Consider the following 20,843-nt stretch of genomic DNA (forward strand, 5'->3'; position numbering starts at 1 on the left):
TCCCGTCCTCGCATGCTCCAACGGCGCGAAACCCGCTGGGGTTCCCGAGCGTCTTACGGGGAATGAGCCGGAATCGGTTCAACCGCCGTAGACGTGGGGCGCGAGCGTACCGACGAACGGGAGGTTGCGGTACTTCTCGGCGTAGTCGAGGCCGTAGCCCACGACGAACTCGTTGGGGATGTCGAAGCCGACCCACTCCACGTCGATGGCGACCTTGGCGGCGTCGGGCTTGCGCAGCAGGGTGCAGATCTTCAGGGACTCGGGCTCGCGGGAGCCGAGGTTGGAGATCAGCCAGGACAGGGTGAGACCCGAGTCGATGATGTCCTCGACGATCAGGACGTGCTTGCCCTTGATGTCGGTGTCGAGGTCCTTGAGGATCCGCACCACACCCGAGGACTGGGTGCCCGCGCCGTAGGAGGACACGGCCATCCAGTCCATGGTGACCGGGGTGGACAGCGCCCGGGCGAGGTCCGCCATGACCATCACCGCGCCCTTGAGGACACCGACGATCAGCAGGTCCTTGCCCGCGTACTCCGTGTCGATCTTCGCGGCCAGCTCGGCCAGCTTCGCGTCGATCTCTTCCTTGGTGATGAGCACCTCTTTGAGGTCGGTGCCCATGTCTTTCGCGTCCACCCGCATCACTTTCGGTCGTCCCAGGGCCGGCCCCGGACGCCCGCGTCCCGTGTGCGGGAGGCTTGGGGCCCGTCGCGCGGGCCCCGTCGGCGTCCGGTTTCAGCCTTGCCGAATCACCAGTCTGCCACCCTGCCGCTGGGCGACGACCCGGCCGGGGAGATTGATGGCCCCCTGACCGCGCCAGCCGGTGATGAGACGGTCGATCTCCTCGATGTGCCGGGCGAAGAGGGAACCCGCCGGCGCTCCGGCCTCGATGGCGGCCCGGCGCAGGATCCGGCGGCGCACGGCGGGCGGCAGGGCGTAGAGCTTGGCGCACTCCAACAGGCCCGCCGCGTCGCGGACGGAGGCCTCCGCCTGGCGGGCCCAGGTGTCGAGGGCGTCGGCGTCGTCCCGGGAGAGCTGGGCCGTACGGGCGAGGGCCTCGACGACGCCCTTGCCGAGCGCCTTCTCCAGGGCGGGCAGGCCCTCGTGGCGGAGCCGGGAGCGGGTGTAGGCGGGGTCGGCGTTGTGCGGGTCGTCCCAGACGGGCAGCGACTGGACCATGCAGGCCTTGCGGGCGGTCTGCCGGTCGAGCTGGAGGAAGGGGCGGCGGTAGCGGCCGTCGGCCCCCGAGACCGCGGCCATCCCGGACAGGGAGCGGATGCCGGAGCCGCGGGCGAGCCCGAGGAGGACGGTCTCGGCCTGGTCGTCGCGGGTGTGGCCGAGGAGGACGGCGGTGGCACCGTGGCGTTCCAGGGCAGCGTCCAGGGCGGCGTAGCGGGCGTCCCGGGCGGCGGCCTCGGGGCCGCCCTCGCGCCCGACGGTGACGGCGACGGACTCGACCGGGTCCAGGCCGAGTTCGCGCAGGCGCAGGGCGACTTCCTCGGCGCGCAGGTCGGAGCCGGGCTGCAGACCGTGGTCGACGGTGATGCCGCCGGCGCGGACGCCGAGCTTGGGCGCCTCGAAGGCGAGGGCGGAGGCGAGCGCCATGGAGTCGGCGCCGCCGGAGCACGCCACGAGCACGAGCGGGCTCTCGGGTGCGGCGGATCCCGGGCGCGCGGAACCGCCGCGCCTCACCTCGACGGGCACGGCCGCGGGGGGTACGGCCGTGGGGGGCGTGGGCACCGGTGGTGCGCCCGGGTCGGAGGGCGCGCCCGGGAGCGCGCGGGCGGGCGCGTGCGAGGTGGTGTTCGTGTGGTGTTCGGTGAGGAGGTCGTGGAGTACGCGGCGGACCGCCAGGCGTATCGCCGCGACCGCGGGGTGGGGACCCATGTCCGGTTCCCTTCATGAAATTGTCGGGGGTGAGCCCGAGCTCGGTCACTCAGAGTGTGTAGATGGTGACAGAACCGGGCGGTTCCCCGAGCATTGCACGCCTACCCTTCGCTCACGGTCCCTCGGACGGGTGATTGGAGGGGCGTTCGCCTGCCGTCGGCCGGATTCGTTCACCACGCTCACGCGCGGCTCACGAATCCGCCTTGCGATGCACCCGCGCGACCCAGTCCGCCGGTTTGGCGATCTCCGCCTTGGTCGGCAGGGTGTTCGGGGAGGTCCAGACCCGGTTGAAACCGTCCATGCCGACCTGTTCGACGACCGCCCGTACGAACCGCTCGCCGTCCCTGTACTGCCTGAGCTTGGCGTCCAGGCCCAGCAGTTTGCGCAGCGCCTGGTCCAGACGTGAGGCACCCTTCGCGCGGCGCTGCTGGAACTTCTCGCGGATCTCGGCGACCGAGGGCACGACGGCCGGACCGACGCCGTCCATCACGAAGTCGGCGTGGCCCTCCAGAAGGGACATGACGGCGGTGAGCCGGCCGAGGATCTCGCGCTGGGCGGGGGTCTGCACCAACTCCACGATCGAGTGACCGTCGTCGCCGACCTCCCCCTCGGGCCGGCCACCCGCGAGTGACTGGGCGGCCTCCCTGATGCGCTCCAGGAAGGTCGTGGGGTCGACCTCCGTCTCCCCCAAGAACGACTGGATTTCACCCTCCAGGTGGTCCCGCAGCCAGGGGACGGCGGTGAACTGCGTGCGGTGCGTCTCCTCGTGCAGACAGACCCAGAGGCGGAAGTCGTGGGGCTGCACGTCGAGTTCGCGCTCCACGTGCACGATGTTCGGGGCGACGAGCAGGAGTCGGCCGCCGCCGTTCTCGCCCGCGGGGAGGTCGCGGGTCGCGGGGGCGAAGGTCTCGTACTGGCCGAGGACCCGGGAGGCCAGGAAGGACAGGAGCATGCCCAGCTCCACGCCGGTGACCTTGCCGCCGACCGCGCCGAGGACGGCCCCGCCGGGGGTGTTGCCGCGACGTTCCTGCATCTTGTCGAGCAGCGGCTTCAGCAGTTCCCGGAAGCCGGCGACGTTGGCCCGGACCCAGCCGGGCCGGTCGACGACGAGCACGGGGGTGTCGTCGCCCGTGTCGGGGAGCATCCGGGTGAAGGCGCGGACGTGCTCCTCCGAGGCCTTCGCATGTCGGCGGAGCTCGGCGACGATGGCCCTGGCCTCGTCGCGGCTCACCTCGGGGCCCGGCCGCACGAGCCGGGTCGCGGTCGCCACCGCGAGATTCCAGTCGACCATCTCGGCACCACCGATACGAGTCATGTTGTCAACCGTACGGGAGCGCTGCCGCTTGGGGCAGGCCATGGGGTGGGGGTGGGTGCGGTTGTGACTTGGGCGCGGGCGGGCCGTGGTTGCTCGCGCGGTTCCCCGCGCCCCTGAGAAGCAGGGGCTGCGCCCCGTGCTTCTCCCAGCTTCCCCTGGTTCAGCGGCAGCCGCAGGTCGCCAGGGTCGAGGTGGCGTCCGTGAGGGCCTTCTTGGCCAGGTCGGTGTTGGGCAGTTCCGTCTCCGTGGCGAGGAAGGCGAAGGCGAGGAGGCGGCCGTCGGCGTCGACGACGGTGCCGGCGAGGGTGTTCACGTTGCTGAGGGTGCCGGTCTTGGCGCGGACGATGCCGGTGCCGGTCGCGTCGCTCGGGTAGCGGGTGCGCAGGGTGCCGGTGAAGCCCGCGACGGGGAGACCGGTGAGGACGGGGCGGAGTTCGGGGTGGTCGGGGGCCGCCGACTCGGCGAGCAGGGCGGTGAGGAGGGCGGGGGTCAGCGCGTTGCCCCGGCTGAGGCCGCTGCCGTCCGCGAACTCGACGCCTTCGAGGGGCACTTCGAGCTTCTTCAGTTCCTTCTTGATGGCCGCCGCGCCGCCCTCGAAGCTCGGCTGTTCGCCCGTCGCGAGCGCGACGTGGCGGGCGAGGGCCTCGGCGATGTCGTTGTCGCTGTTGGTGAGCATGCGCTCGACCAGGGTGGCGAGGGGCGGGGAGGAGACCGCGGCGAGTTCCTTCGCGTTCTTCGGGGCCCCCACGGCGCCCTCCGTCCTCACCTTGATGCCCCGGTCCTCCAGGAGGCCCGCGAACTCGGCGGTGGCGTCCCCCGCCGGGTCGGGGTCGCGGGTCGCGCTGCCGCTGGAGGAGTCGTCGAGGCGGGCCTCGTCGACCATCAGCGGGACGACGAGGGCGATGTTGGGGTTGTCGCCGATGGTGTGCCGCTCGGGACCCTCGTAGAGGGAGACGTCGTGGGTGAGGGTGATCTCCTTCAGGTGACGCTTGTCGAGCGCGTCGGCGGTCCTGTCGGCGAGGGTGCGCAGGCTCGCGTAGCCCTCGGTGTCCTTGTGCGCGGTGAGGGTGGGATCGCCGCCGCCGACGAGGACGACCTCGGCGGAGTCGGGGTCCAGGACCGTGCGGGTCTCGATGCGGTGGTCGGGGCCCACCGCCGAGAGCGCCGCGACGGCCGTGGCGATCTTGGTGGTGGAGGCCGGTGTCAGGGCCTCGTCCACGTTCTGGGAGTACAGCTGCTCGCCGGTCTCGACGTCGACGACGGAGGCCGCGCGGCGCGGGCCCAGGACGGGGGACTTCAGGAAGGGGTCGAGCAGGGCCGCCAGGGCGGCGGAGTCGGGCGCCGAGCCCGCGCCGGAGGTGCCGCCGAGGCCAGCCAGGACGGAGGGGGCGCTCGGCGCGGGCTTGGGCGCCCCCGCGGCCGTACCGGACGACGTACCGGAACTACGTCCGTGATCTGCGCCACCCTGGCCTTCGCGCGATGCCGCCCAGTCGCGCTCGGCCGTACGCTGACCGGAGGAGTCCCAGGGTCCGGCGGCGACCACCGCCCCGGCCGAGAACACCAGCCCCAGGGTGGCCGCGCCGGCGGTGAACTGGAGGGTCGTGAGCTTCTTCGTGCTCGCCGTGAGCTGCGAAGAACGTGCCGTGACGGCGCTCGTGACGCGTACGACGCCGGGTTTCACCGCCCGTGCGACGCGCGCGGCACCGGGCTTCACGGCGCGTGTGACGCGCACGATCCCCGGTTTCACGCCGTGCACCACCCGCACCACACGCGGTCTCGCGGCCTGCCAGACCTTCGGCTCCCGCACGACCACCAGCCCCTTTCGCGATCACACACCTGCGTGAGGGACACTTAACCACCAGAACTATGTGTTGATCATGGAGGAGTCACCGGTGGAGTTCGACGTCACGATCGAGATTCCGAAGGGTTCGCGGAACAAGTACGAGGTGGACCACGAGACCGGTCGGATCCGCCTGGACCGTCGACTCTTCACCTCGACCGCCTACCCGACCGACTACGGCTTCGTCGAGAACACCCTCGGCGAGGACGGCGACCCGCTGGACGCGCTGGTCATCCTGGACGAGCCGACCTTCCCGGGCTGCCTCATCAAGTGCCGTGCGATCGGCATGTTCCGCATGACGGACGAGGCCGGCGGCGACGACAAGCTGCTGTGCGTCCCGGCGACGGACCCGCGTGTGGAGCACCTGCGTGACATCCACCACGTCTCGGAGTTCGACCGCCTGGAGATCCAGCACTTCTTCGAGGTCTACAAGGACCTGGAGCCCGGCAAGTCCGTCGAGGGCGCCGACTGGGTCGGCCGCTCCGAGGCCGAGGCCGAGGTCGAGAAGTCGTACAAGCGCTTCAAGGAGCAGGGCGGTCACTGACCCCGCCTGAGCCTGTCGGCTGTCTTGCCGATCGATTCCGCGAACGGGCCGCGTGTCCCCGGGAGGGGCGCGTGGCCCGTTCGCGTATCCGTGAGTGCCGGTGCGCATACTGAGGCGTATCTGCGGTGTCGTACAGGGAGCGCGGCGGAGTGGGAGTGACGGAGCCCGGGGACGGCGGGCCGGTGGAGGACCGCAAGCCGGTGTCGGACGAGGCGGGCAGTGCCTTCGCGCCGGTGGGATTCACGCTGGGGATCGACGGTGACGCGTCGGTGACCTCGGAGTTCGCGATCCCGGCCGGACTGGACGTGCCGGGCCCGGAGGCCGAGGCGCAGACGACCTCCGAGTTCGCGCTGCCGGAGGGGCTGGCGCCGCCCGAGGGGGTCCCGGACGAGCACGAGGGGTCCGCGTTCAGCGTGCCCCGGACCTACAGCGCGCGGCACGCGCCGGTCGCGTTCACACCGGCCGGCGGGATCCCGGCCGTCAGTCTGACCAAGGACGCGCCCTGGCAGGACCGGATGCGCACGATGCTGCGGATGCCGGTGGCGGAGCGGCCCGCGCCGGAGCCGCCGGCGCGCGCGGAGGGCGACACGGGGCCCGCCGTGCCCCGTGTGCTTGACCTCACCCTGAGGATCGGCGAGCTGCTGCTGGCGGGCGGCGAGGGCGCGGAGGACGTGGAGGCGGCGATGTTCGCCGTGTGCCGGTCCTACGGCCTCGACCGCTGCGAGCCGACGGTGACCTTCACCCAGCTGTCGGTCACCCACCAGCCGTCGCTGGTGGACGACCCGGTCACGGCGTCGAGGATCGTCCGGCGCCGGGCCACCGACTACAACCGGCTCGCGGCCGTCTTCCGGCTGGTGGACGACCTCAGCGACCCGGAGACCGCGATCTCGCTGGAGGAGGCGTACCGGCGGCTCGCGGAGATACGGCGCAACCGGCACCCGTATCCCGGCTGGACGCTGACCCTGGCTAGCGGGCTGCTGGCGGGGGCCGCGTCCGTGCTGGTCGGCGGTGGCGTCGTCGTGTTCGTGGCGGCGGCGCTCGGCGCGATGCTCGGCGACCGGCTGGCGTGGCTGTGCTCCGGGCGCGGGCTGCCGGAGTTCTACCAGTTCCTGGTGGCCGCGATGCCCCCGGCGGCGATCGGGGTGGCGCTGACCGTGGCGCACGTGGACGTGGAGGCGTCCGCCGTCATCACCGGTGGGCTGTTCGCGCTGCTGCCCGGGCGGGCGCTGGTGGCGGGCGTGCAGGACGGGCTGACCGGCTTCTACATCACCGCCTCCGCGCGGCTCCTGGAGGTCATGTACCTCTTCGTGGGCATCGTGGTGGGGGTGCTGCTGGTCCTGTACTTCGGTGTGAAGCTGGGCGCCGAGCTGAACCCCGACGCGGCGCTCGGCAGCGCGGACCGGCCGCTGTTGCAGCTCGGGGCGTCGATGTTGCTGTCGTTGACGTTCGCGCTGCTGCTTCAGCAGGAACGATCCACCGTGCTGGCGGTGACCCTCAACGGCGGTGTGGCCTGGGCGGTGTACGGGGCCATGCACGAGGCGGGCGGGATCTCACCGGTGGCCTCCACCGCCGTGGCGGCGGGGCTGGTGGGGCTGTTCGGACAGTTGCTGTCGCGGTACCGGTTCGCGTCCGCGCTGCCCTATACGACCGCGGCGATCGGGCCCCTGTTGCCAGGGTCGGCCACGTACTTCGGGTTGTTGGGCTTCGCGCAGAACGATGTGGACGCGGGGTTGGTGTCGCTCACCAAGGCCGCGGCGTTGGCCATGGCCATCGCGATCGGGGTGAACCTGGGGTCCGAGCTCTTCCGGTTGTTCCTGCCGGGGGCCGCGCGGGCGGGCCGCAAGGCGGCGAAGCGGACGCGAGGGTTCTGAGGGCCCAAGGGCTCGGGGGCCGCTGAGTGTTGGCGGCCGCGGGTGCGTGGGGCTTCCCGCGCCCACGCGGCGGAGCCGCAAAGAGACACGGTCCCGCGCCCCTGAAAAGCGGGGCGCGGGACCGTGGTTGTTCAGTACCGCGGGTAGTCCTGGCCCTGGTAGCCCTGCTGGTTCTGGTCCTGGTTCTGCGGGTACTGGCCGCCCTGCGGGTACTGCTGGGCGTAGGGCTGCTGCGGGGGCTGCTGGTAGCCGTAGTTCTCCTGGTAGCCCTGCTGCTGGTGGCCCTGGTCGCCGTAACCCTGGTTGTCGTAGGCCTGGTTGCCGTAGCCCTGGTTCTGGTCGTACGACGGCTGCTGGGGCTGGTCGGTCGGCGGGACGCGGCGGAGCTGGGTCGTCGCGTCGTCCATGACCGGGGCGGCGGCGGAGTGCTGCTGCGGGGCCTGCTGGGGCTGGGGCTGGTTCTTCTTCGCCTTCCTCGCCTTGAGGAGCTCGAAGATGATCGGGAGCACCGAGATGAAGACGATGAGGATGAGCATCGCCTCGATGTTCTTGTGCACGAACTCGATCTGACCGAGCCAGGAGCCGAGGAGTGTGACGCCCGCGCCCCAGAGGATGGCGCCGACGATGTTGAAGACGAGGAACGTGCGGTACCGCATGCCGCTGACGCCCGCGATGATCGGCGTGAACGTCCGCACGATGGGTACGAAGCGGGCCAGGATCAGGGACTTCGGGCCGTGCTTCTCGAAGAACTCGTGGGCCTTGGTGACGTTCTCCTGCTTGAAGAAGCGGGAGTCAGGGCGGTTGAAGAGAGCGGGGCCGACCTTCTTGCCGAACATGTACCCCACCTGGTCGCCCAGGATCGCCGAGACGCAGATCAGCACGATCGCCAGCCACAGCGGGAAGTCCAGCTGATCGGTGGTGATCAGCAGGCCGGCCGTGAAGAGCAGCGAGTCACCGGGCAGGAAGAACCCGAAGAACAGGCCGGACTCGGCGAACACGATCAGGAGCAGGCCCCAGATGCCGAACGAATTGAGCAGGTAGTCCGGATCCAGCCAGCTCGGTCCGAGGGCGATCGTCTGCACGGTTCCGGGCTCCTGGGGGGTGAGGAAGAGGGAACGCCTGTGGGCGGGGACCCACGACGGCGGGTCGCACAGGCAGTGGGACCCATAGGGGTGACCAAAGCTATCAACGCACGGTCACCCCACTAGGTTCCACGGGCTCCTCCAGAGTGCCCTGTGGCCGCACTGAGACCAAGCTGTGTGGTCAGCGGGGCGGGCGGAGGCGGGTCAGGGGCGCTTGCGGGCCGCGTTCGCGTTGATCGCGTCCCGGAGGTGTTCGGCGAGGCCGGGGCGCATCGCGTCGTAGAACGCCTTGAAGCGCTCGTCGGAGACGTACATCTCGCCAAGGCACCGGTGCATCTCGTACGGGCAGTCGTAGTACCAGGTGTTGATCTGCTGCCGGTGCTCCTCGGCCAGGTGCATGGCCGCCTCGCCGGTCGGCTCCTCGCCGGCGGCCATCAGGGCGTCGTAGCGCGCGCCCCAGTCGGCCGCCTCGGCCTGCATGCGCTTCCAGTCGTCCTTCGTGTAGGTGGCGGTGCGGCGCTGCGACTCGGCGTACGCCTCCGTGCCGCCCCAGCGCTGTTCCGCCTCCTCGGCGTACTGCTCGGGGTCGTTGTCTCCGAAGACCTCGAACCGTTCCTCGGGGGTGAGATCGATGCCCATCCTGCGTGCCTCCATGGCGTGTTCCACGGCCGCGGCCATCTTCTGGAGTCTCTCGATCCGGGCGGTCAGCAGTTCGTGCTGGCGGCGCAGGTGCGCCCGCGGGTCCGCGTCCGGGTCGTCGAGCAAGGTCGCGACCTCGTCGAGGGGGAAGCCGAGCTCCCGGTAGAACAGGATCTGCTGGAGCCGGTCGAGGTCGTCGTCGCCGTAGCGGCGGTGGCCCGCGTGGGTGCGCTCGCTCGGTACGAGGAGGCCGATCTCGTCGTAGTGGTGCAGCGTGCGCACTGTGATCCCGGCGTAGCCCGCGACCTGTCCCACGGTGTGGCTCATGGCTTCCGCTCCTTTGTCGGTCGTGTTCCAGGCTGGGTCCTCACGTGACGTGAGGTGCAAGTCCTTTGTGCCCACCGACCGCCGGGGCCGGGCGGTGGGCCTCCGGCGGTGTGCGTCCGGCTGTGTGCGTCCGGCGGTGGGGGTCCGGCTGTGTGCGTCCGGCGGTGGGGGTCCGGCCGTAGCGGACTGTGCACTTCCGCAAGGCTCGGGGCTGGTGAAACGCACTGGCGACACGTCACACGCGTCTCACTGTGCACAACGCGAAGCCGGGGCGCGTGGACCGTGCACTTGTGCAATGGCCCGAGGCCCGGCGCTCTTCCTACGCTGAGCGCACGTCGTCCGGGGCCTTCCTCCCCAGGTGGTGCCGGACGACGCAGGCCACCGCCCGCGCGGTGTCCGCGGACGAGAACGCCCGGCCCGTCACGGGGGTGCGGGCCAGGCGTTCCGTCGACGGCCACCGTCGCCTCTTCCTACCCCGTAGCTCCCAGCGGAGGGACTGTCTTGAACCAGACCGACAAGAGGGACACCTCGTTCGCCGACCTCGGCGCGGCGCTGGAGGGTGTGGACCGCGGCCGGCTGACGATCGTGCCCCTCTTCGCGGGCGACGACGCCGGGCTCACCGCCCATCTCGTGGTGTGGCCGCCGAACGCGCCGAGCCAGGCCTGTGTGCACGAGGACTTCGCCGAGGCCGCCCACATCGTCGCGGGCAGCATCATCGACGAGGACGGGACGGAGCACCGGGCGGGCCGGCTGTGGATGCGCCCGGCGCACCATGTGCACCACCCGCGCGCCGGCGCCGAGGGCGCCCAGCTCGTCCTGTGGCGGGCGCCCGTACCGGCGTGAGGACCCACTGGGCAACCCGCGCACGTGTTGGGGCACGTGCGCGGGTTTCGGTCTTCGGCGCCGGTCGTGCCGGGGGCCGGCGGCTCAGGAGCCGCGGGGCGGCTGGGTCAGGGCCGGGCGGCCCAGGAGCACGTGCAGGGCGAGGGCGATGTCGGCCACGGTCACCACGTCGGTGTCGGTGATGCCGACCATCTTCGTGGAGAAGTCCATGCCGAGCAGGCCCGCCGCGTCCCGGGTGTGGTTGCGGACGGTGGCCTCGGAGAGGCCGAGGGCGCGGGCGGTCTCCCTGGTGCTGAGGTTGCTCTCCAGCCAGACGCAGACGGTCTCGACGAGGTCGCGCTGATCCGCCCGTACGGGGCGCAGGCGCTCCTCCGCCCAGGCGGCGGTGGCGCCCTCCTCGGCCGCGGCCGCCATCAGCGCCGCGAAGTCGGGTGGCGTGGCGGGGGTCTCGGTGTCCGGGTGCGGTGGGGCGGGGGTGCCGGTCCCCAGGGGCACGTCAGGTTCCGGGTCCGGGTCCGGCAGGGCGAGGATGTCGAGGGCGAGCAGCGTCAGGACGCGGTCGTTGGCGGAGCCCCGGAGGTCCAGGGAGAGGATCTTCCCGGCCCGGTTGAGACGCTGCGTGACCGTGTTGCGGTGGACGCCGAGGCCGCCGGCGGCCTCCGTGTGCTTGAAGCTGAGGGCGGTCGGGAGGGTCTCCAGCAGCAGCTTCCGCTCGTCGCCACGGCCGGGGAAGTCGTCCAGGAGCGGGGACATCAGGGCCGCCGCCCAGGCCTTCGCCGCCCGTCTGGGCAGCAGGGGGGCGAATTTGGCCTTGGAGCCGCCCAGCCGGACGCGGTGCGGGGTACCCGCCGCGTCGCCGACCGCCGTCAGGGCCTCCAGATAGCCGACCGCGGTCTCGGCGAGCGCGTGCGGTCGGCTCTGGCCCATCAGATGGCCCTCACGGGCGGCGATCATCTCCTTGAGGACCGTCTCGACCCGGCCGTCCTCCCGGGCGGGGTCGAGGATGAGGATGTGCTTCGGCTTGCCCGGACACGGGGCCACGATGGCCTGCTCGGCCAGGGCCCGCTCGCACCAGCTGAGGGTGGCCTCGCGCTCCTGCGGTCCGGTGTCGACGATGAAGACGCGGGCGGTGTCGGTGTCCAGCAGGGCCTGCGCGGCGCCCGTGTAGACCACCTGCGCCAGAACCGTTTCTCCGCGCATGAGCAGCTGGAACGCGGCGTGCCGCACCGCCCTCGGGGTCCGGGTCCTGGCCTGGTGCTCGCGGCGGGCCTGGTCGCACAGTCCGAGGAGCTTCGCCGCGTGCTGGATCAGGGCCGTGGCCGCGCGGTCGAAGGGTTCGTGGGAGGCGATGGCCAGCCGGACCTCGTCCTCGCCGCCCGGGGAGCCCGGGGAGCCTGAGGAGATCGCCACGATCCGGGTGTGCATGGCGCCGTCGTGCGCCTCGGGTGCGCCGTGCGCGCTGGTGATGACGGCGTGGGCCAGGCCGGCGGGCGCGCTGTCGGGCGCCGCCGCGAGGACGCCGCGCCGGGCCGAGCTGACGAGGACCTCGGCGTCCAGGGCCACCGAGAGCCAGTCGGCGATGCGCCGCGTGGCCGTGGGGTCGGCGAGGCGGGCCGGGAGCCGGTTGAGGAGGCCGTCGAGGTGCTGGACCTGGCGCTCCGCGAACTGGGCGCGCCGCAGCCGCAGGTCCTCGTTGACGTGGGCCCAGGCGGTGGTCTCGGCGGAGGTCGCCAGCAGCGGCAGTTCCAGGCGGTTCGCGGCGGTGAGGGTGGCGTCGGGGAGGGTGCGCAGATCGTGCCCGGGGGTGCCGATCACCAGACCGGCCGCCTTGCGCCGGTCCAGGAGCCGGATCAGGTGGTCGAGCGCGCGCAGGTGGGCCGGGGTCGGCCGGGGCGTGTCCATGGTGACCAGGAAGAGCGTCCCGTCCTCGAACGGGGTGTCGGCCGCGAGGTCGCCGAGCCCGTGCGGAGCCTCGGTCAGCGGCCTGGCGACGACCTCGGTGACCCGGGTCGCGCCGTGGCGGGAGGCATGGCCCGGCTGGAGGAACCTCAGCCGCAGCTGCTGCCGCTCGTTGATCAGATAGTCAAGGGTGGGCAACTGCGCCGTCCCTCCCCGGTCACGCACGTGGGTGCGCGGGACGCTCAACTCCACCTGCTGTGTTCGCTCTTGCCATACGTCTTGTCATATGTCTTGTCATACGTGGTGTGCATTCGGCAGCGTAATGGACGGACGATACGACCGACACATCACCCTCACGGGCCACCCGCACCCCTTCCGCACAGGTGTGAGGTGCGCGTCCCCGGCGGCGGACCTACCGTCGAAGACATGCCACTGCACCGATGGGACAACGACGCCCCGCAGGACGCCGGGCTCGACCGGCACGACGGGCACCGGCTCGCCGTGAACCCCTTCTACGGCCAGGCCAACCCCGTGAGCGGCATGACCGAGGCCCCGCCCAGGCACCGGCTGCCCGAGGCGCCGCTGCCCCCCTCGACGGCGTACCAGCTCGTCCACGACGAACTCATGCTGGACGGGAACTCACGGCTGAACCTCGCCACCTTCGTCACCACCTGGATGGAGCCCGAGGCGGGGGTGCTGATGGGCGAGTGCCGGGACAAGAACATGATCGACAAGGACGAGTACCCGCGCACGGCCGAACTGGAGCGGCGGTGCGTGTCGATGCTCGCCGACCTGTGGAACGCGCCGGATCCGGCCGCCGCCGTCGGCTGCTCGACCACCGGGTCCAGCGAGGCGTGCATGCTCGCCGGGATGGCCCTCAAGCGGCGGTGGGCGAAACGGAACGCCGACCGCTACCCGTCGGCGGGCGCCCGGCCCAACCTGGTCATGGGGGTCAACGTCCAGGTCTGCTGGGACAAGTTCTGCAACTTCTGGGAGGTGGAGGCCCGGCAGGTGCCCATGGAGGGCGACCGGTTCCATCTCGATCCGGCGGCGGCCGCGGCGCTGTGCGACGAGAACACGATCGGGGTGGTGGGCGTCCTCGGCTCCACCTTCGACGGGTCGTACGAGCCGATCGCCGAGCTGTGCGCGGCCCTCGACGACCTCCAGGAGCGGACGGGTCTGGATGTGCCCGTGCATGTCGACGGGGCGTCCGGGGCGATGGTCGCGCCCTTCCTCGACGAGGAGCTGGTCTGGGACTTCCGGTTGCCCCGGGTGGCGTCGATCAACACCTCCGGGCACAAGTACGGGCTGGTGTATCCGGGGGTGGGCTGGGCGCTCTGGCGGTCCGCCGCCGAGCTGCCGGAGGAGCTGGTGTTCCGGGTGAACTACCTGGGCGGCGACATGCCCACCTTCGCGCTGAACTTCTCCCGGCCGGGCGCGCAGGTCGTGGCGCAGTACTACACGTTCCTGCGGCTCGGGCGGGAGGGGTACCGGGCCGTGCAGCGGTCGACGCGTGACGTGGCGACGGGGCTCGCGGAGGAGGTGTCGAAGTTCGGGGACTTCCGGCTGCTCACGCGGGGGGACGAGTTGCCGGTGTTCGCCTTCACGACGGAGGAGGGGGTCACCGCGTTCGACGTCTTCGACGTGGCGCGGCGGATGCGGGAGAGGGGGTGGCTGGTGCCCGCGTACACGTTTCCGGAGAACCGGGAGGATCTGTCCGTACTGCGGGTGGTGTGCCGGAACGGGTTCACGAGCGATCTCGCGGGGATGTTCCTGGAGGATCTGGGGCGGCTGCTGCCCGAGCTTCGACGACAGTCGGGGCCGGCGGTGCGGGACAAGGGGGCGGCGACGGGGTTTCACCACTAGGGCGGTGGTGCGGGTTCGGTGGGTGGGTGCGGGTTCGGTGGGGGTTCTCGCGCAGTTCCCCGCGCCCCTGAACAGCAGGGGCTGCGCCCCTGCTGTTCGGCCCGGCCCCTACTTGCTCAGGCGGGCGAATCTACGGACCGCCAAGGGGAAGAAGACCGCCAGCAGGGCCAGGGGCCAGGCGATCGCCGTCCAGAGGTGGGGGGCTTCGGCGCCCGGGGTGCCGAAGAGGTGGCGTACGGCCGTCGCCGTGTGGGACATCGGGTTCCAGTCGACGACCGTGCCGAGCCAGTCGGGCATGGAGGCGGGCGTGGCGAGGGCGTTGGAGAGGAAGCCGACCGGCCAGACGAGGATCTGTACGGCGGTGAGCAGTTCGGGCCGGCCGGCCACCATAGCGAGGTGGATGCCGATCCACAGCATCGCGAAGCGGAAGAGCAGCAGGAGGCCGACCGCGCCGAGGAAGGCCGCGGGGCCGCCGTGCGCGCGCCAGCCGAGGGCGAAGGCGACGGCCATGAGGACGGCCAGGCCCACCGCCGACTGAAGCATGTCCGCGACCGAACGGCCCACCAGGACCGCCCCGTTGGCCATCGGCATCGACCGGAAGCGGTCGATCACCCCCTTGTTGAGGTCCTGGGTGACGGCGAGCATCGTGCCCTCCAGGCCGAAGGCCATGGTGAGCGCGAGCATGCCGGGGACCAGGTAGTCGAGGTAGTCGCCGGTCACCCCGCGACCGCCGCCGATCAGATAGCCGAACATCAGCAGCAGCATCACGGGGAAGACCAGCCCGACCAGCATCTGCACCGGTTGCCGTGCCCAGTGGGCGAGTTCGCGGCGGGTCATGGTCCAGGAGTCGGTCAGGGCGTGTGCGCCCGCACCCGTGTGCGCGGTCGTCGCGGTCGTCGCGGTCGTCACTGTCGTCGTGGTCATGCGCTTACGGCCTCCTTCGTACGGTCGTCCCCGGTGAGGTGCAGGAACACCTCGTCCAGGGTCGGGCGGCGCAGGGCGATGTCCTCGGCCTCGATGCCGGCGTCCGCGAGGGCGCGTACGACCGCGGTGAGGGCCGTCATGCGGTCGGTGACCGGGGCGCTGAGCCGGCGGCGGTCGGCGTCGACCGAGACGTCGTCCTCGGGGACCGGCAACAGGTCGACAGCAGCGCCCAGTTGACGGGCGTCTCGCAGGACGATGTCGATGCGGTCGCCGCCGGTCAGGCGCTTCAGCTCGTCCGCCGTGCCGTCGGCGACGACCCGTCCGCCGTCGACCACGGAGATCCGGTCGGCGAGCTGGTCGGCCTCGTCCAGGTACTGGGTGGTGAGCAGGACCGTCGTACCGCCGCCGACCAGGGAGCGGACGGAGTCCCAGACCTCGGTGCGGCCGCGAGGGTCGAGGCCGGTCGTCGGCTCGTCCAGGAAGAGCACCTCCGGTTCGGTGATCAGGGACGCGGCGAGGTCGAGGCGGCGCCGCATGCCGCCGCTGTACTGCTTGACCGCCTTGCGGCCGGTGTCGCCGAGGCCGAACCGCTCCAGGAGTTCGTCGGCCCGTACGCGCGCGGGGCGGGCGCCCAGGTGGTAGAGGCGGCCGAACATCTCCAGGTTCTGCCGGCCGCCGAGCTCCTCGTCGAGCGCGGCGTGCTGGCCGAGCAGGCCGATGCGGAAGCGCACCTCCCGCGCGTGCGCCACCACGTCGTGCCCCGCGACCTCGACCCGGCCCGCGTCGGGCCGCAACAGGGTCGCCAGGATCCTGACCAGGGTCGTCTTGCCCGCGCCGTTGGGTCCGAGCACTCCGTGCACGGTGCCGCGCGCCACGTGGAGGTCGAGTCCGTCGAGGGCCACCTTGCCGCCCCTGCCGCCGTATGTCTTGCGGGCCCCTTCGACAGTGATCGCCTGATCGGTCATGGAGATCCCCCTATTAGTCAAACTTGACTACAGCGTCCATCCGAAGGTAACCCCTTCGAGCGGGATGGTCAAACTTGATTAGCGGTCGTCCCCCGGGTGCCGCTCCCCCGTCGCGTACGGGTTGTCCTGGCCCTCCGCCAGGACGCCGACGAACGGCTCGCCCTCCCCCGCGAAGGTGTAGGCGCCGGCGCGGATGCGCTCGATGAGGCTGCGGGTCCACGCGGCGCCGCTGTCGGAGGAGTCGAGCCAGAAGTTCATGATCTCGCCGATGTGCCCGAACTGGTCCGGGCCCTTCTCGGGCGCGTAGTACTCGGTGATGCCCTCGCGCCAGGCGCCGATGGCCTTGACCCGCTCCTCCAGGAGGCCGAGCACCTCCGCGCGGTCGAGGTCGACCATGAAGCCGAGCCCGGCCGAGAGCACGTCCGGCTTCTGGTGGTAGGTGGCGAGGGACTCCCGCAGCAGCGCGAAGAACTCCTCGGTGCCGGCGTCGGTGACCGTGTACTCCGTGCGGGGCGGCCCGCCGGCCGTGGAGGGGGCGATCTCGTGCGCGACCAGCAGTCCCTGTTTCGCCATCTGCTTCAGGGCGTGGTAGATCGAGCCGGGCTTGGCATTGGACCACTCGTGCGCGCCCCAGTACTCCAGGTCGTTGCGCACCTGGTAGCCGTGGGCCCGCCCGTGCTGGCGCACCGCGCCGAGCACGAGAAGACGGATCGCTGACATGGGCCCCAGCGTAGAACCACAGGACGTCACCCCCCGTTCGCACCCTGCGCCTTCGCCACCAGCTCGAAGGCGGTGGCGCCGTCCAGCGACTCGCGGATGATGTCGGCGTGACCGGCGTGCCGGGCGGTCTCGCGGATGAGGTGCAGGCCCAGCCAGCGCATGGAGACCCGCTCGTTCGGCGGGAACCACGGTTCGTTCGGCAGCTCGAAGGTGTCGTCGAGGCTGGGCACCGTACGCAGGAAGGACTCCGTCTCGGCGGCGACCTTCTCCCAGTACGCGAGCTGTGACTCCACGGTCTCGTCGCGGACGAGGGTGAAGCACTCGTGCCAGTTCGACTGGTCCCGCCGGACGGCCGGCTCCTCGCCCTTGGCCTTGGCGATCCACCACTGCTCGACCTCGGCCACGTGCTTGAGAAGCCCGGCGAGGGAGAGTTCGCTGGCGCTCGGCCGACTGGAGGCCTGCTCGTCGGTGAGTCCGAGCACCGAGCGGCGGAGGCCGCCGCGCTGTTCCGCCAGGAAGGCGAGCAGCGCCCCGCGCTCGTCGACCGTCTCCTCCGCGCGCACGTGCATGACCATGACCGTCTGCCTCTCGTCGGGCCGGGGGCTCCGGTGAGCCCCTCTGACACCGACGAAGCTACGGGCCCTTGCGGTCAGGTTCTGTCCGCAAGGGCCCGGCGAATTCGGAGAACGAGGAACGAGGCGGAAAGGGGGCGAAGAGAAACGGGGCTAGAAGGGGAAGAAGCTCCGCTTGTGCTGGACCGAGATCCACTTCTGGGTGGTGAACGCGTCCACCGCGGTCTCGCCGTTGAGGCGCCCGATGCCGGAGTGCTTCTCGCCGCCGAACGGCACGAGGGGCTCGTCGTGGACGGTGCCGTCGTTGACGTGGAACATGCCGGTGTCGATCTGCTTGGCGAAGCGCACGCCCCGCTCGATGTCCCCGGTGTGCACGGCGCCGCTGAGGCCGTACGGGGTGTCGTTGACGACGCGGACGGCCTCCTCCTCCCCGTCGAAGGGGATGAGGAAGACGACGGGGCCGAAGACCTCCTGCTGGAGGAGGGCGGAGCCGGCGGGGACGTCGGTGAGGACGGACGGCTCGACCAGGTTGGCGGTCGTGGAGCCGTGCAACAGCGCGGTGGCGCCCTCGGCGAGCGCCTGCTCGACGACGGCCTTGAGGGAGTCCGCCTGGGAGGAGTTGATGACCGGGCCGATGACCGTGCTCGGGTCGCTCGGGTCGCCGACCTTCAGGGACTTCACCTTGGCCACGAACTTCTCGGTGAACTCGGCCTGCACCGAGCGGTCGACCAGGACGCGGTTGGCGGCCATGCAGACCTGCCCCTGGTGGACGTAGCGCGAGAAGACGGCCGCGTCGACGGCGTAGTCGACATCCGCGTCGTCCAGGACCACCAGGGCGCTGTTGCCGCCCAGTTCGAGGATCGCGCGCTTGAAGTGCGAGGCGGCGACGGTGGCGACGTGGCGGCCGACCTTGTCGGAGCCGGTGAAGGAGATGACCTTGGGGATCGGGTGCTCGATGAAGGCGTCGCCTATCTCGGCGATGTCGGTGACGACGACGTTGAGCAGCCCGCCGGGCAGGCCCGCCTCCTCGAAGATCTTCGCGACCAGGGTGCCACCGGCGATGGGGGTGTTCTGGTGCGGCTTCAGGACCACGCCGTTGCCGAGGGCGAGGGCGGGGGCGACCGACTTGATGGAGAGGAGGAAGGGGAAGTTGAAGGGGCTGATGACGCCGACGACGCCGACCGGTACGCGGTAGAGGCGGTTCTCCTTGCCGTCGATCGGCGACGGAAGGATCCTGCCCTCGGGGCGCAGCGCCAGCTGAATCGATTCGCGCAGGAACTCCTTGGCGAGGTGCAGTTCGAACCCGGCCTTCAGGTACGTGCCGCCGAGTTCGGCGATGATCACCTCGGTGATCTCCTGCTCGCGCTCCTCGATGACCTTCAGGGCCTTCTCGAAGACCGCGCGACGCGCATACGCGTTGACCTCGGCCCATTCCTTCTGGGCCGTCCGGGCGGCCCGGTAGGCCTCGTCCACTTCGTCGACCGTGGCGATGGTGATCGACGCGAGCTTCGCGTCGTCGTACGGGTTGAAGTCGATGATGTCCCAGGAGCCGGAGCCCGGGCGCCACTCGCCGCCGATGTACTGCTGGGCCAGGTCGATGAAGTAGGACGACATGTGATCCTCAATCAGTCGGCATCGATCAAGATTGATCACCCGTCATCGTACTGGTGGGTAAAGGGAGTTGGAGAGCTACTCGGGAGACTCTGTGAAGACTCTCAGGGATTCTCAGGGAGCCTCAGGAGGTCCCAGGGAGTCTCAGGAGAGCTGGATCAGCCCTCGCAGCAGGTCCCGGCTCTCGGCCGGGGACGGGCTGTCGTCCTGGAGCCGCTTGATCGCCCGCTCGTACTGCGCGATGTCCTCGCCCTTGTCCAGGTAGAGCGCGCTGGTGAGCTGTTCGAGATAGACGACGTCGGTGAGGTCGGACTCGGGGAAGCTCAGCACGGTGAAGGCGCCGCTCTCGCCGGAGTGGCCGCCGAAGCTGAACGGCATGATCTGGATCGTCACGTTCGGGCGCTCCGAGATGTCGATCAGATGCTGGAACTGCCCCCGCATCACGTCCCGGTCGCCGTACGGCCGACGCAGCGCCGCCTCGTCGAGGACGCAGTGGAACTCCGGGGCCCGCTCGGACACCAGGTACTTCTGGCGCTCCATCCGCAGGGCGACCCGCTTGTCGATCTCCGCCTCGCTCGCGCCCCTCATGCCCCGGGCGACGACCGCGTGGGCGTACGCCTCGGTCTGCAACAGGCCGTGCACGAACTGGACTTCGTAGCTGCGGATGAGGTGGGCCGCCGCTTCGAGGCCGACGTAGGTGGGGAACCAGCTGGGCAGGACGTCGGAGTAGCTGTGCCACCAGCCGGCGACATTGGCTTCCTTCGCCAGGGAGAGCAGTGAGGTGCGCTCGGCCTCGTCGGTGACGCCGTAGAGGGTCAACAGGTCCTCCACGTCACGGGTCTTGAAGCTGACCCGGCCGAGTTCCATCCGGCTGATCTTCGACTCCGAGGAGCGGATCGAGTACCCGGCCTTCTCCCGGGTGATCCCCTGCGACTCGCGCAGCCGCCTGAGATGCGAGCCCAGCAGCATCCGCCTCACCACCGACCCGCTCGATTCACCGGCGCCCACGTTCGTCCAGCCTCCCCAACTTCTTCAGGGGCCGCAGTCTGCCACTAAACCACTCCGATCCGCACTCGCCCGGTTACAGAAATGGAAAGTCTTCAACATCTGAGACGGATGAGACGGCGGAGGAGAGAAGGGAGTGTGGCCGAGATGCGTCGCGAAGAACACCCCGCGGACACAGGAAACCGTCAGGAAGTTGCCAGGAAGCCGTCGACCGCGGCCCGTTGGGAGGGAATGAGGGGAGAGAAGAAATGTTCAGCAAGCGGTATGCGAAGGTCCAATTCGGGCGCGTGCACGTGCATCTGCCCTTGCATCTGCTGTGCGCATCAGAAACCATGGTCCCGCGCCACCGCTGCATCGCAACGACCGCGAACTCCCGGGAGTGCCTCGCATGGGGACGAATGGATCGACCATGCTCGAACCCTTACGGCAGGGACTTCCGCCACTTGATCCCGCGACCGTGTCCGACGCCGCGTCCTGCGCGCTGCCGCCCCGCTACGAAGCGGTGCGCGAGGCACGGCAGTTCACCCGGGGCACGCTCGGCCAGTGGCGGTTGGACGAACGCTTTGACGACGTCTGCCTCGTGGTCTCGGAACTCGTCACCAACGCCCTGCGGCACGGTCTGCCCACCGGCAACGGGGCGCGCCCGGCCCAGGACCCGCCCGTACGGCTGCACTTGATGCGCTGGACCGAGCGGCTGGTGTGCGCGGTGCGCGATCCCAGCCACGACAGCCCGGTCGCGGGCGACTCCGAGGACTTCGCGGCGGAGTCGGGGCGCGGATTGTTCCTGGTCGACTCCTTCGCGGACAGCTGGGGCTGGCATCCGCTGGGCGGCGCGCTCAGCGGCAAGGTGGTGTGGGCGCTGTTCCAGGTGGAGCAGGTGCCGGGCCGCCAGTCCGCCTGTCGATGAACCGCGGCGCTTTTCGGCGCCGCGGTTCT

Annotated in this window: 18 protein-coding genes; 5 read left to right on the forward strand and 13 right to left on the reverse strand. The window is 70.8% G+C overall.

What is annotated here, in order from left to right; translation table 11 throughout:
- Positions 1–78: 78 nt before the first annotated feature.
- The 4 genes from hpt to dacB form a co-directional block, all read right to left on the reverse strand.
- A complete protein-coding gene (gene hpt / locus ACZ9QC_RS17315; RefSeq protein ID WP_239756444.1) occupies positions 79–639 on the reverse strand; it encodes a hypoxanthine phosphoribosyltransferase in 561 nt (186 codons plus the stop codon).
- Between the two features lie 93 nt (positions 640–732).
- Positions 733–1,884 carry a tRNA lysidine(34) synthetase TilS gene (tilS, locus tag ACZ9QC_RS17320; RefSeq protein ID WP_472920930.1) on the reverse strand — a complete coding sequence of 384 codons (1,152 nt, stop codon included), beginning with the start codon at positions 1,882–1,884 and terminating at the stop codon, positions 733–735.
- Positions 1,885–2,074: 190 nt separating this feature from the next.
- Positions 2,075–3,199: a zinc-dependent metalloprotease gene (locus tag ACZ9QC_RS17325; RefSeq protein WP_472920931.1), complete on the reverse strand. Its 1,125-nt coding sequence runs from the start codon at positions 3,197–3,199 to the stop codon at positions 2,075–2,077.
- 160 nt (positions 3,200–3,359) lie between these two features.
- Entirely contained in the window at positions 3,360–5,012 is a 1,653-nt protein-coding gene (dacB, locus tag ACZ9QC_RS17330) for a D-alanyl-D-alanine carboxypeptidase/D-alanyl-D-alanine endopeptidase (protein WP_472920932.1), read from the reverse strand.
- A gap of 79 nt (positions 5,013–5,091) precedes the next feature.
- On the opposite strand from dacB, the gene ACZ9QC_RS17335 reads away from it, so the two are divergent.
- Both ACZ9QC_RS17335 and ACZ9QC_RS17340 read left to right on the forward strand, forming a co-directional pair.
- On the forward strand, positions 5,092–5,583 hold the full coding sequence (locus ACZ9QC_RS17335) for an inorganic diphosphatase (protein ID WP_033524694.1): 492 nt from the start codon (positions 5,092–5,094) through the stop codon (positions 5,581–5,583).
- Positions 5,584–5,738: 155 nt separating this feature from the next.
- Positions 5,739–7,454: a threonine/serine exporter family protein gene (locus ACZ9QC_RS17340; protein ID WP_472920933.1), complete on the forward strand. Its 1,716-nt coding sequence runs from the start codon at positions 5,739–5,741 to the stop codon at positions 7,452–7,454.
- Between the two features lie 131 nt (positions 7,455–7,585).
- On the opposite strand, the gene ACZ9QC_RS17345 is transcribed toward ACZ9QC_RS17340, so the two are convergent.
- Positions 7,586–8,536 carry a DedA family protein gene (locus ACZ9QC_RS17345; RefSeq protein WP_472920934.1) on the reverse strand — a complete coding sequence of 317 codons (951 nt, stop codon included), beginning with the start codon at positions 8,534–8,536 and terminating at the stop codon, positions 7,586–7,588.
- A 204-nt stretch (positions 8,537–8,740) separates the two neighbouring features.
- Positions 8,741–9,502, reverse strand: a complete 762-nt coding sequence (locus tag ACZ9QC_RS17350; protein ID WP_472920935.1) for a MerR family transcriptional regulator — start codon at positions 9,500–9,502, stop codon at positions 8,741–8,743.
- A gap of 501 nt (positions 9,503–10,003) precedes the next feature.
- On the opposite strand from ACZ9QC_RS17350, the gene ACZ9QC_RS17355 reads away from it, so the two are divergent.
- Entirely contained in the window at positions 10,004–10,345 is a 342-nt protein-coding gene (locus ACZ9QC_RS17355; protein ID WP_472920936.1) for a hypothetical protein, read from the forward strand.
- A gap of 84 nt (positions 10,346–10,429) precedes the next feature.
- Here ACZ9QC_RS17355 and ACZ9QC_RS17360 read toward each other — a convergent pair whose 3' ends face one another.
- On the reverse strand, positions 10,430–12,442 hold the full coding sequence (locus tag ACZ9QC_RS17360; protein ID WP_472920937.1) for a helix-turn-helix domain-containing protein: 2,013 nt from the start codon (positions 12,440–12,442) through the stop codon (positions 10,430–10,432).
- 228 nt (positions 12,443–12,670) lie between these two features.
- Between ACZ9QC_RS17360 and ACZ9QC_RS17365 the strand changes: the two genes are divergently transcribed.
- Complete coding sequence (locus ACZ9QC_RS17365) at positions 12,671–14,110, forward strand: glutamate decarboxylase (protein WP_472920938.1); 1,440 nt, start codon at positions 12,671–12,673, stop codon at positions 14,108–14,110.
- A 108-nt stretch (positions 14,111–14,218) separates the two neighbouring features.
- Here the strand turns inward: ACZ9QC_RS17365 and ACZ9QC_RS17370 are convergent, their stop codons facing one another.
- From ACZ9QC_RS17370 to ACZ9QC_RS17395, 6 genes are all read right to left on the reverse strand, one after another.
- Positions 14,219–15,034 carry an ABC transporter permease gene (locus ACZ9QC_RS17370; protein WP_472920939.1) on the reverse strand — a complete coding sequence of 272 codons (816 nt, stop codon included), beginning with the start codon at positions 15,032–15,034 and terminating at the stop codon, positions 14,219–14,221.
- A complete protein-coding gene (locus ACZ9QC_RS17375) occupies positions 15,031–15,999 on the reverse strand; it encodes an ATP-binding cassette domain-containing protein (RefSeq protein ID WP_472920940.1) in 969 nt (322 codons plus the stop codon). The genes ACZ9QC_RS17370 and ACZ9QC_RS17375 overlap by 4 nt, the downstream gene beginning before the upstream one ends.
- A gap of 78 nt (positions 16,000–16,077) precedes the next feature.
- Complete coding sequence (locus tag ACZ9QC_RS17380; RefSeq protein WP_472920941.1) at positions 16,078–16,719, reverse strand: PadR family transcriptional regulator; 642 nt, start codon at positions 16,717–16,719, stop codon at positions 16,078–16,080.
- Between the two features lie 26 nt (positions 16,720–16,745).
- Positions 16,746–17,294: a DinB family protein gene (locus ACZ9QC_RS17385; protein ID WP_472920942.1), complete on the reverse strand. Its 549-nt coding sequence runs from the start codon at positions 17,292–17,294 to the stop codon at positions 16,746–16,748.
- Positions 17,295–17,444: 150 nt separating this feature from the next.
- Positions 17,445–18,905, reverse strand: coding sequence for an aldehyde dehydrogenase family protein (locus ACZ9QC_RS17390; protein ID WP_472920943.1), 1,461 nt, complete (start codon positions 18,903–18,905; stop codon positions 17,445–17,447).
- A gap of 141 nt (positions 18,906–19,046) precedes the next feature.
- Positions 19,047–19,910 (reverse strand): helix-turn-helix domain-containing protein, encoded by an 864-nt coding sequence (locus ACZ9QC_RS17395; protein ID WP_230215635.1) that lies wholly within the window; start codon positions 19,908–19,910, stop codon positions 19,047–19,049.
- Between the two features lie 385 nt (positions 19,911–20,295).
- Between ACZ9QC_RS17395 and ACZ9QC_RS17400 the strand changes: the two genes are divergently transcribed.
- Entirely contained in the window at positions 20,296–20,814 is a 519-nt protein-coding gene (locus tag ACZ9QC_RS17400) for an ATP-binding protein (RefSeq protein WP_472920944.1), read from the forward strand.
- Positions 20,815–20,843 lie beyond the last annotated feature (29 nt).

The sequence above is a fragment of the Streptomyces sp. HUAS MS02 genome (genome assembly GCF_055702265.1).

Bases quoted from the DNA above. Each gene is read 5' to 3' on its own strand.
- hpt (WP_239756444.1), bottom strand. From the start codon at position 639: ATGCGGGTGGACGCGAAAGACATGGGCACCGACCTCAAAGAGGTGCTC.
- tilS (WP_472920930.1), bottom strand. From the start codon at position 1,884: ATGGGTCCCCACCCCGCGGTCGCGGCGATACGCCTGGCGGTCCGCCGC.
- ACZ9QC_RS17325 (WP_472920931.1), bottom strand. From the start codon at position 3,199: ATGACTCGTATCGGTGGTGCCGAGATGGTCGACTGGAATCTCGCGGTG.
- ACZ9QC_RS17350 (WP_472920935.1), bottom strand. From the start codon at position 9,502: ATGAGCCACACCGTGGGACAGGTCGCGGGCTACGCCGGGATCACAGTG.
- ACZ9QC_RS17365 (WP_472920938.1), top strand. From the start codon at position 12,671: ATGCCACTGCACCGATGGGACAACGACGCCCCGCAGGACGCCGGGCTC.
- ACZ9QC_RS17370 (WP_472920939.1), bottom strand. From the start codon at position 15,034: ATGACCACGACGACAGTGACGACCGCGACGACCGCGACGACCGCGCAC.
- ACZ9QC_RS17375 (WP_472920940.1), bottom strand. From the start codon at position 15,999: ATGACCGATCAGGCGATCACTGTCGAAGGGGCCCGCAAGACATACGGC.
- ACZ9QC_RS17380 (WP_472920941.1), bottom strand. From the start codon at position 16,719: ATGTCAGCGATCCGTCTTCTCGTGCTCGGCGCGGTGCGCCAGCACGGG.
- ACZ9QC_RS17385 (WP_472920942.1), bottom strand. From the start codon at position 17,294: ATGGTCATGCACGTGCGCGCGGAGGAGACGGTCGACGAGCGCGGGGCG.
- ACZ9QC_RS17390 (WP_472920943.1), bottom strand. From the start codon at position 18,905: ATGTCGTCCTACTTCATCGACCTGGCCCAGCAGTACATCGGCGGCGAG.
- ACZ9QC_RS17400 (WP_472920944.1), top strand. From the start codon at position 20,296: ATGGGGACGAATGGATCGACCATGCTCGAACCCTTACGGCAGGGACTT.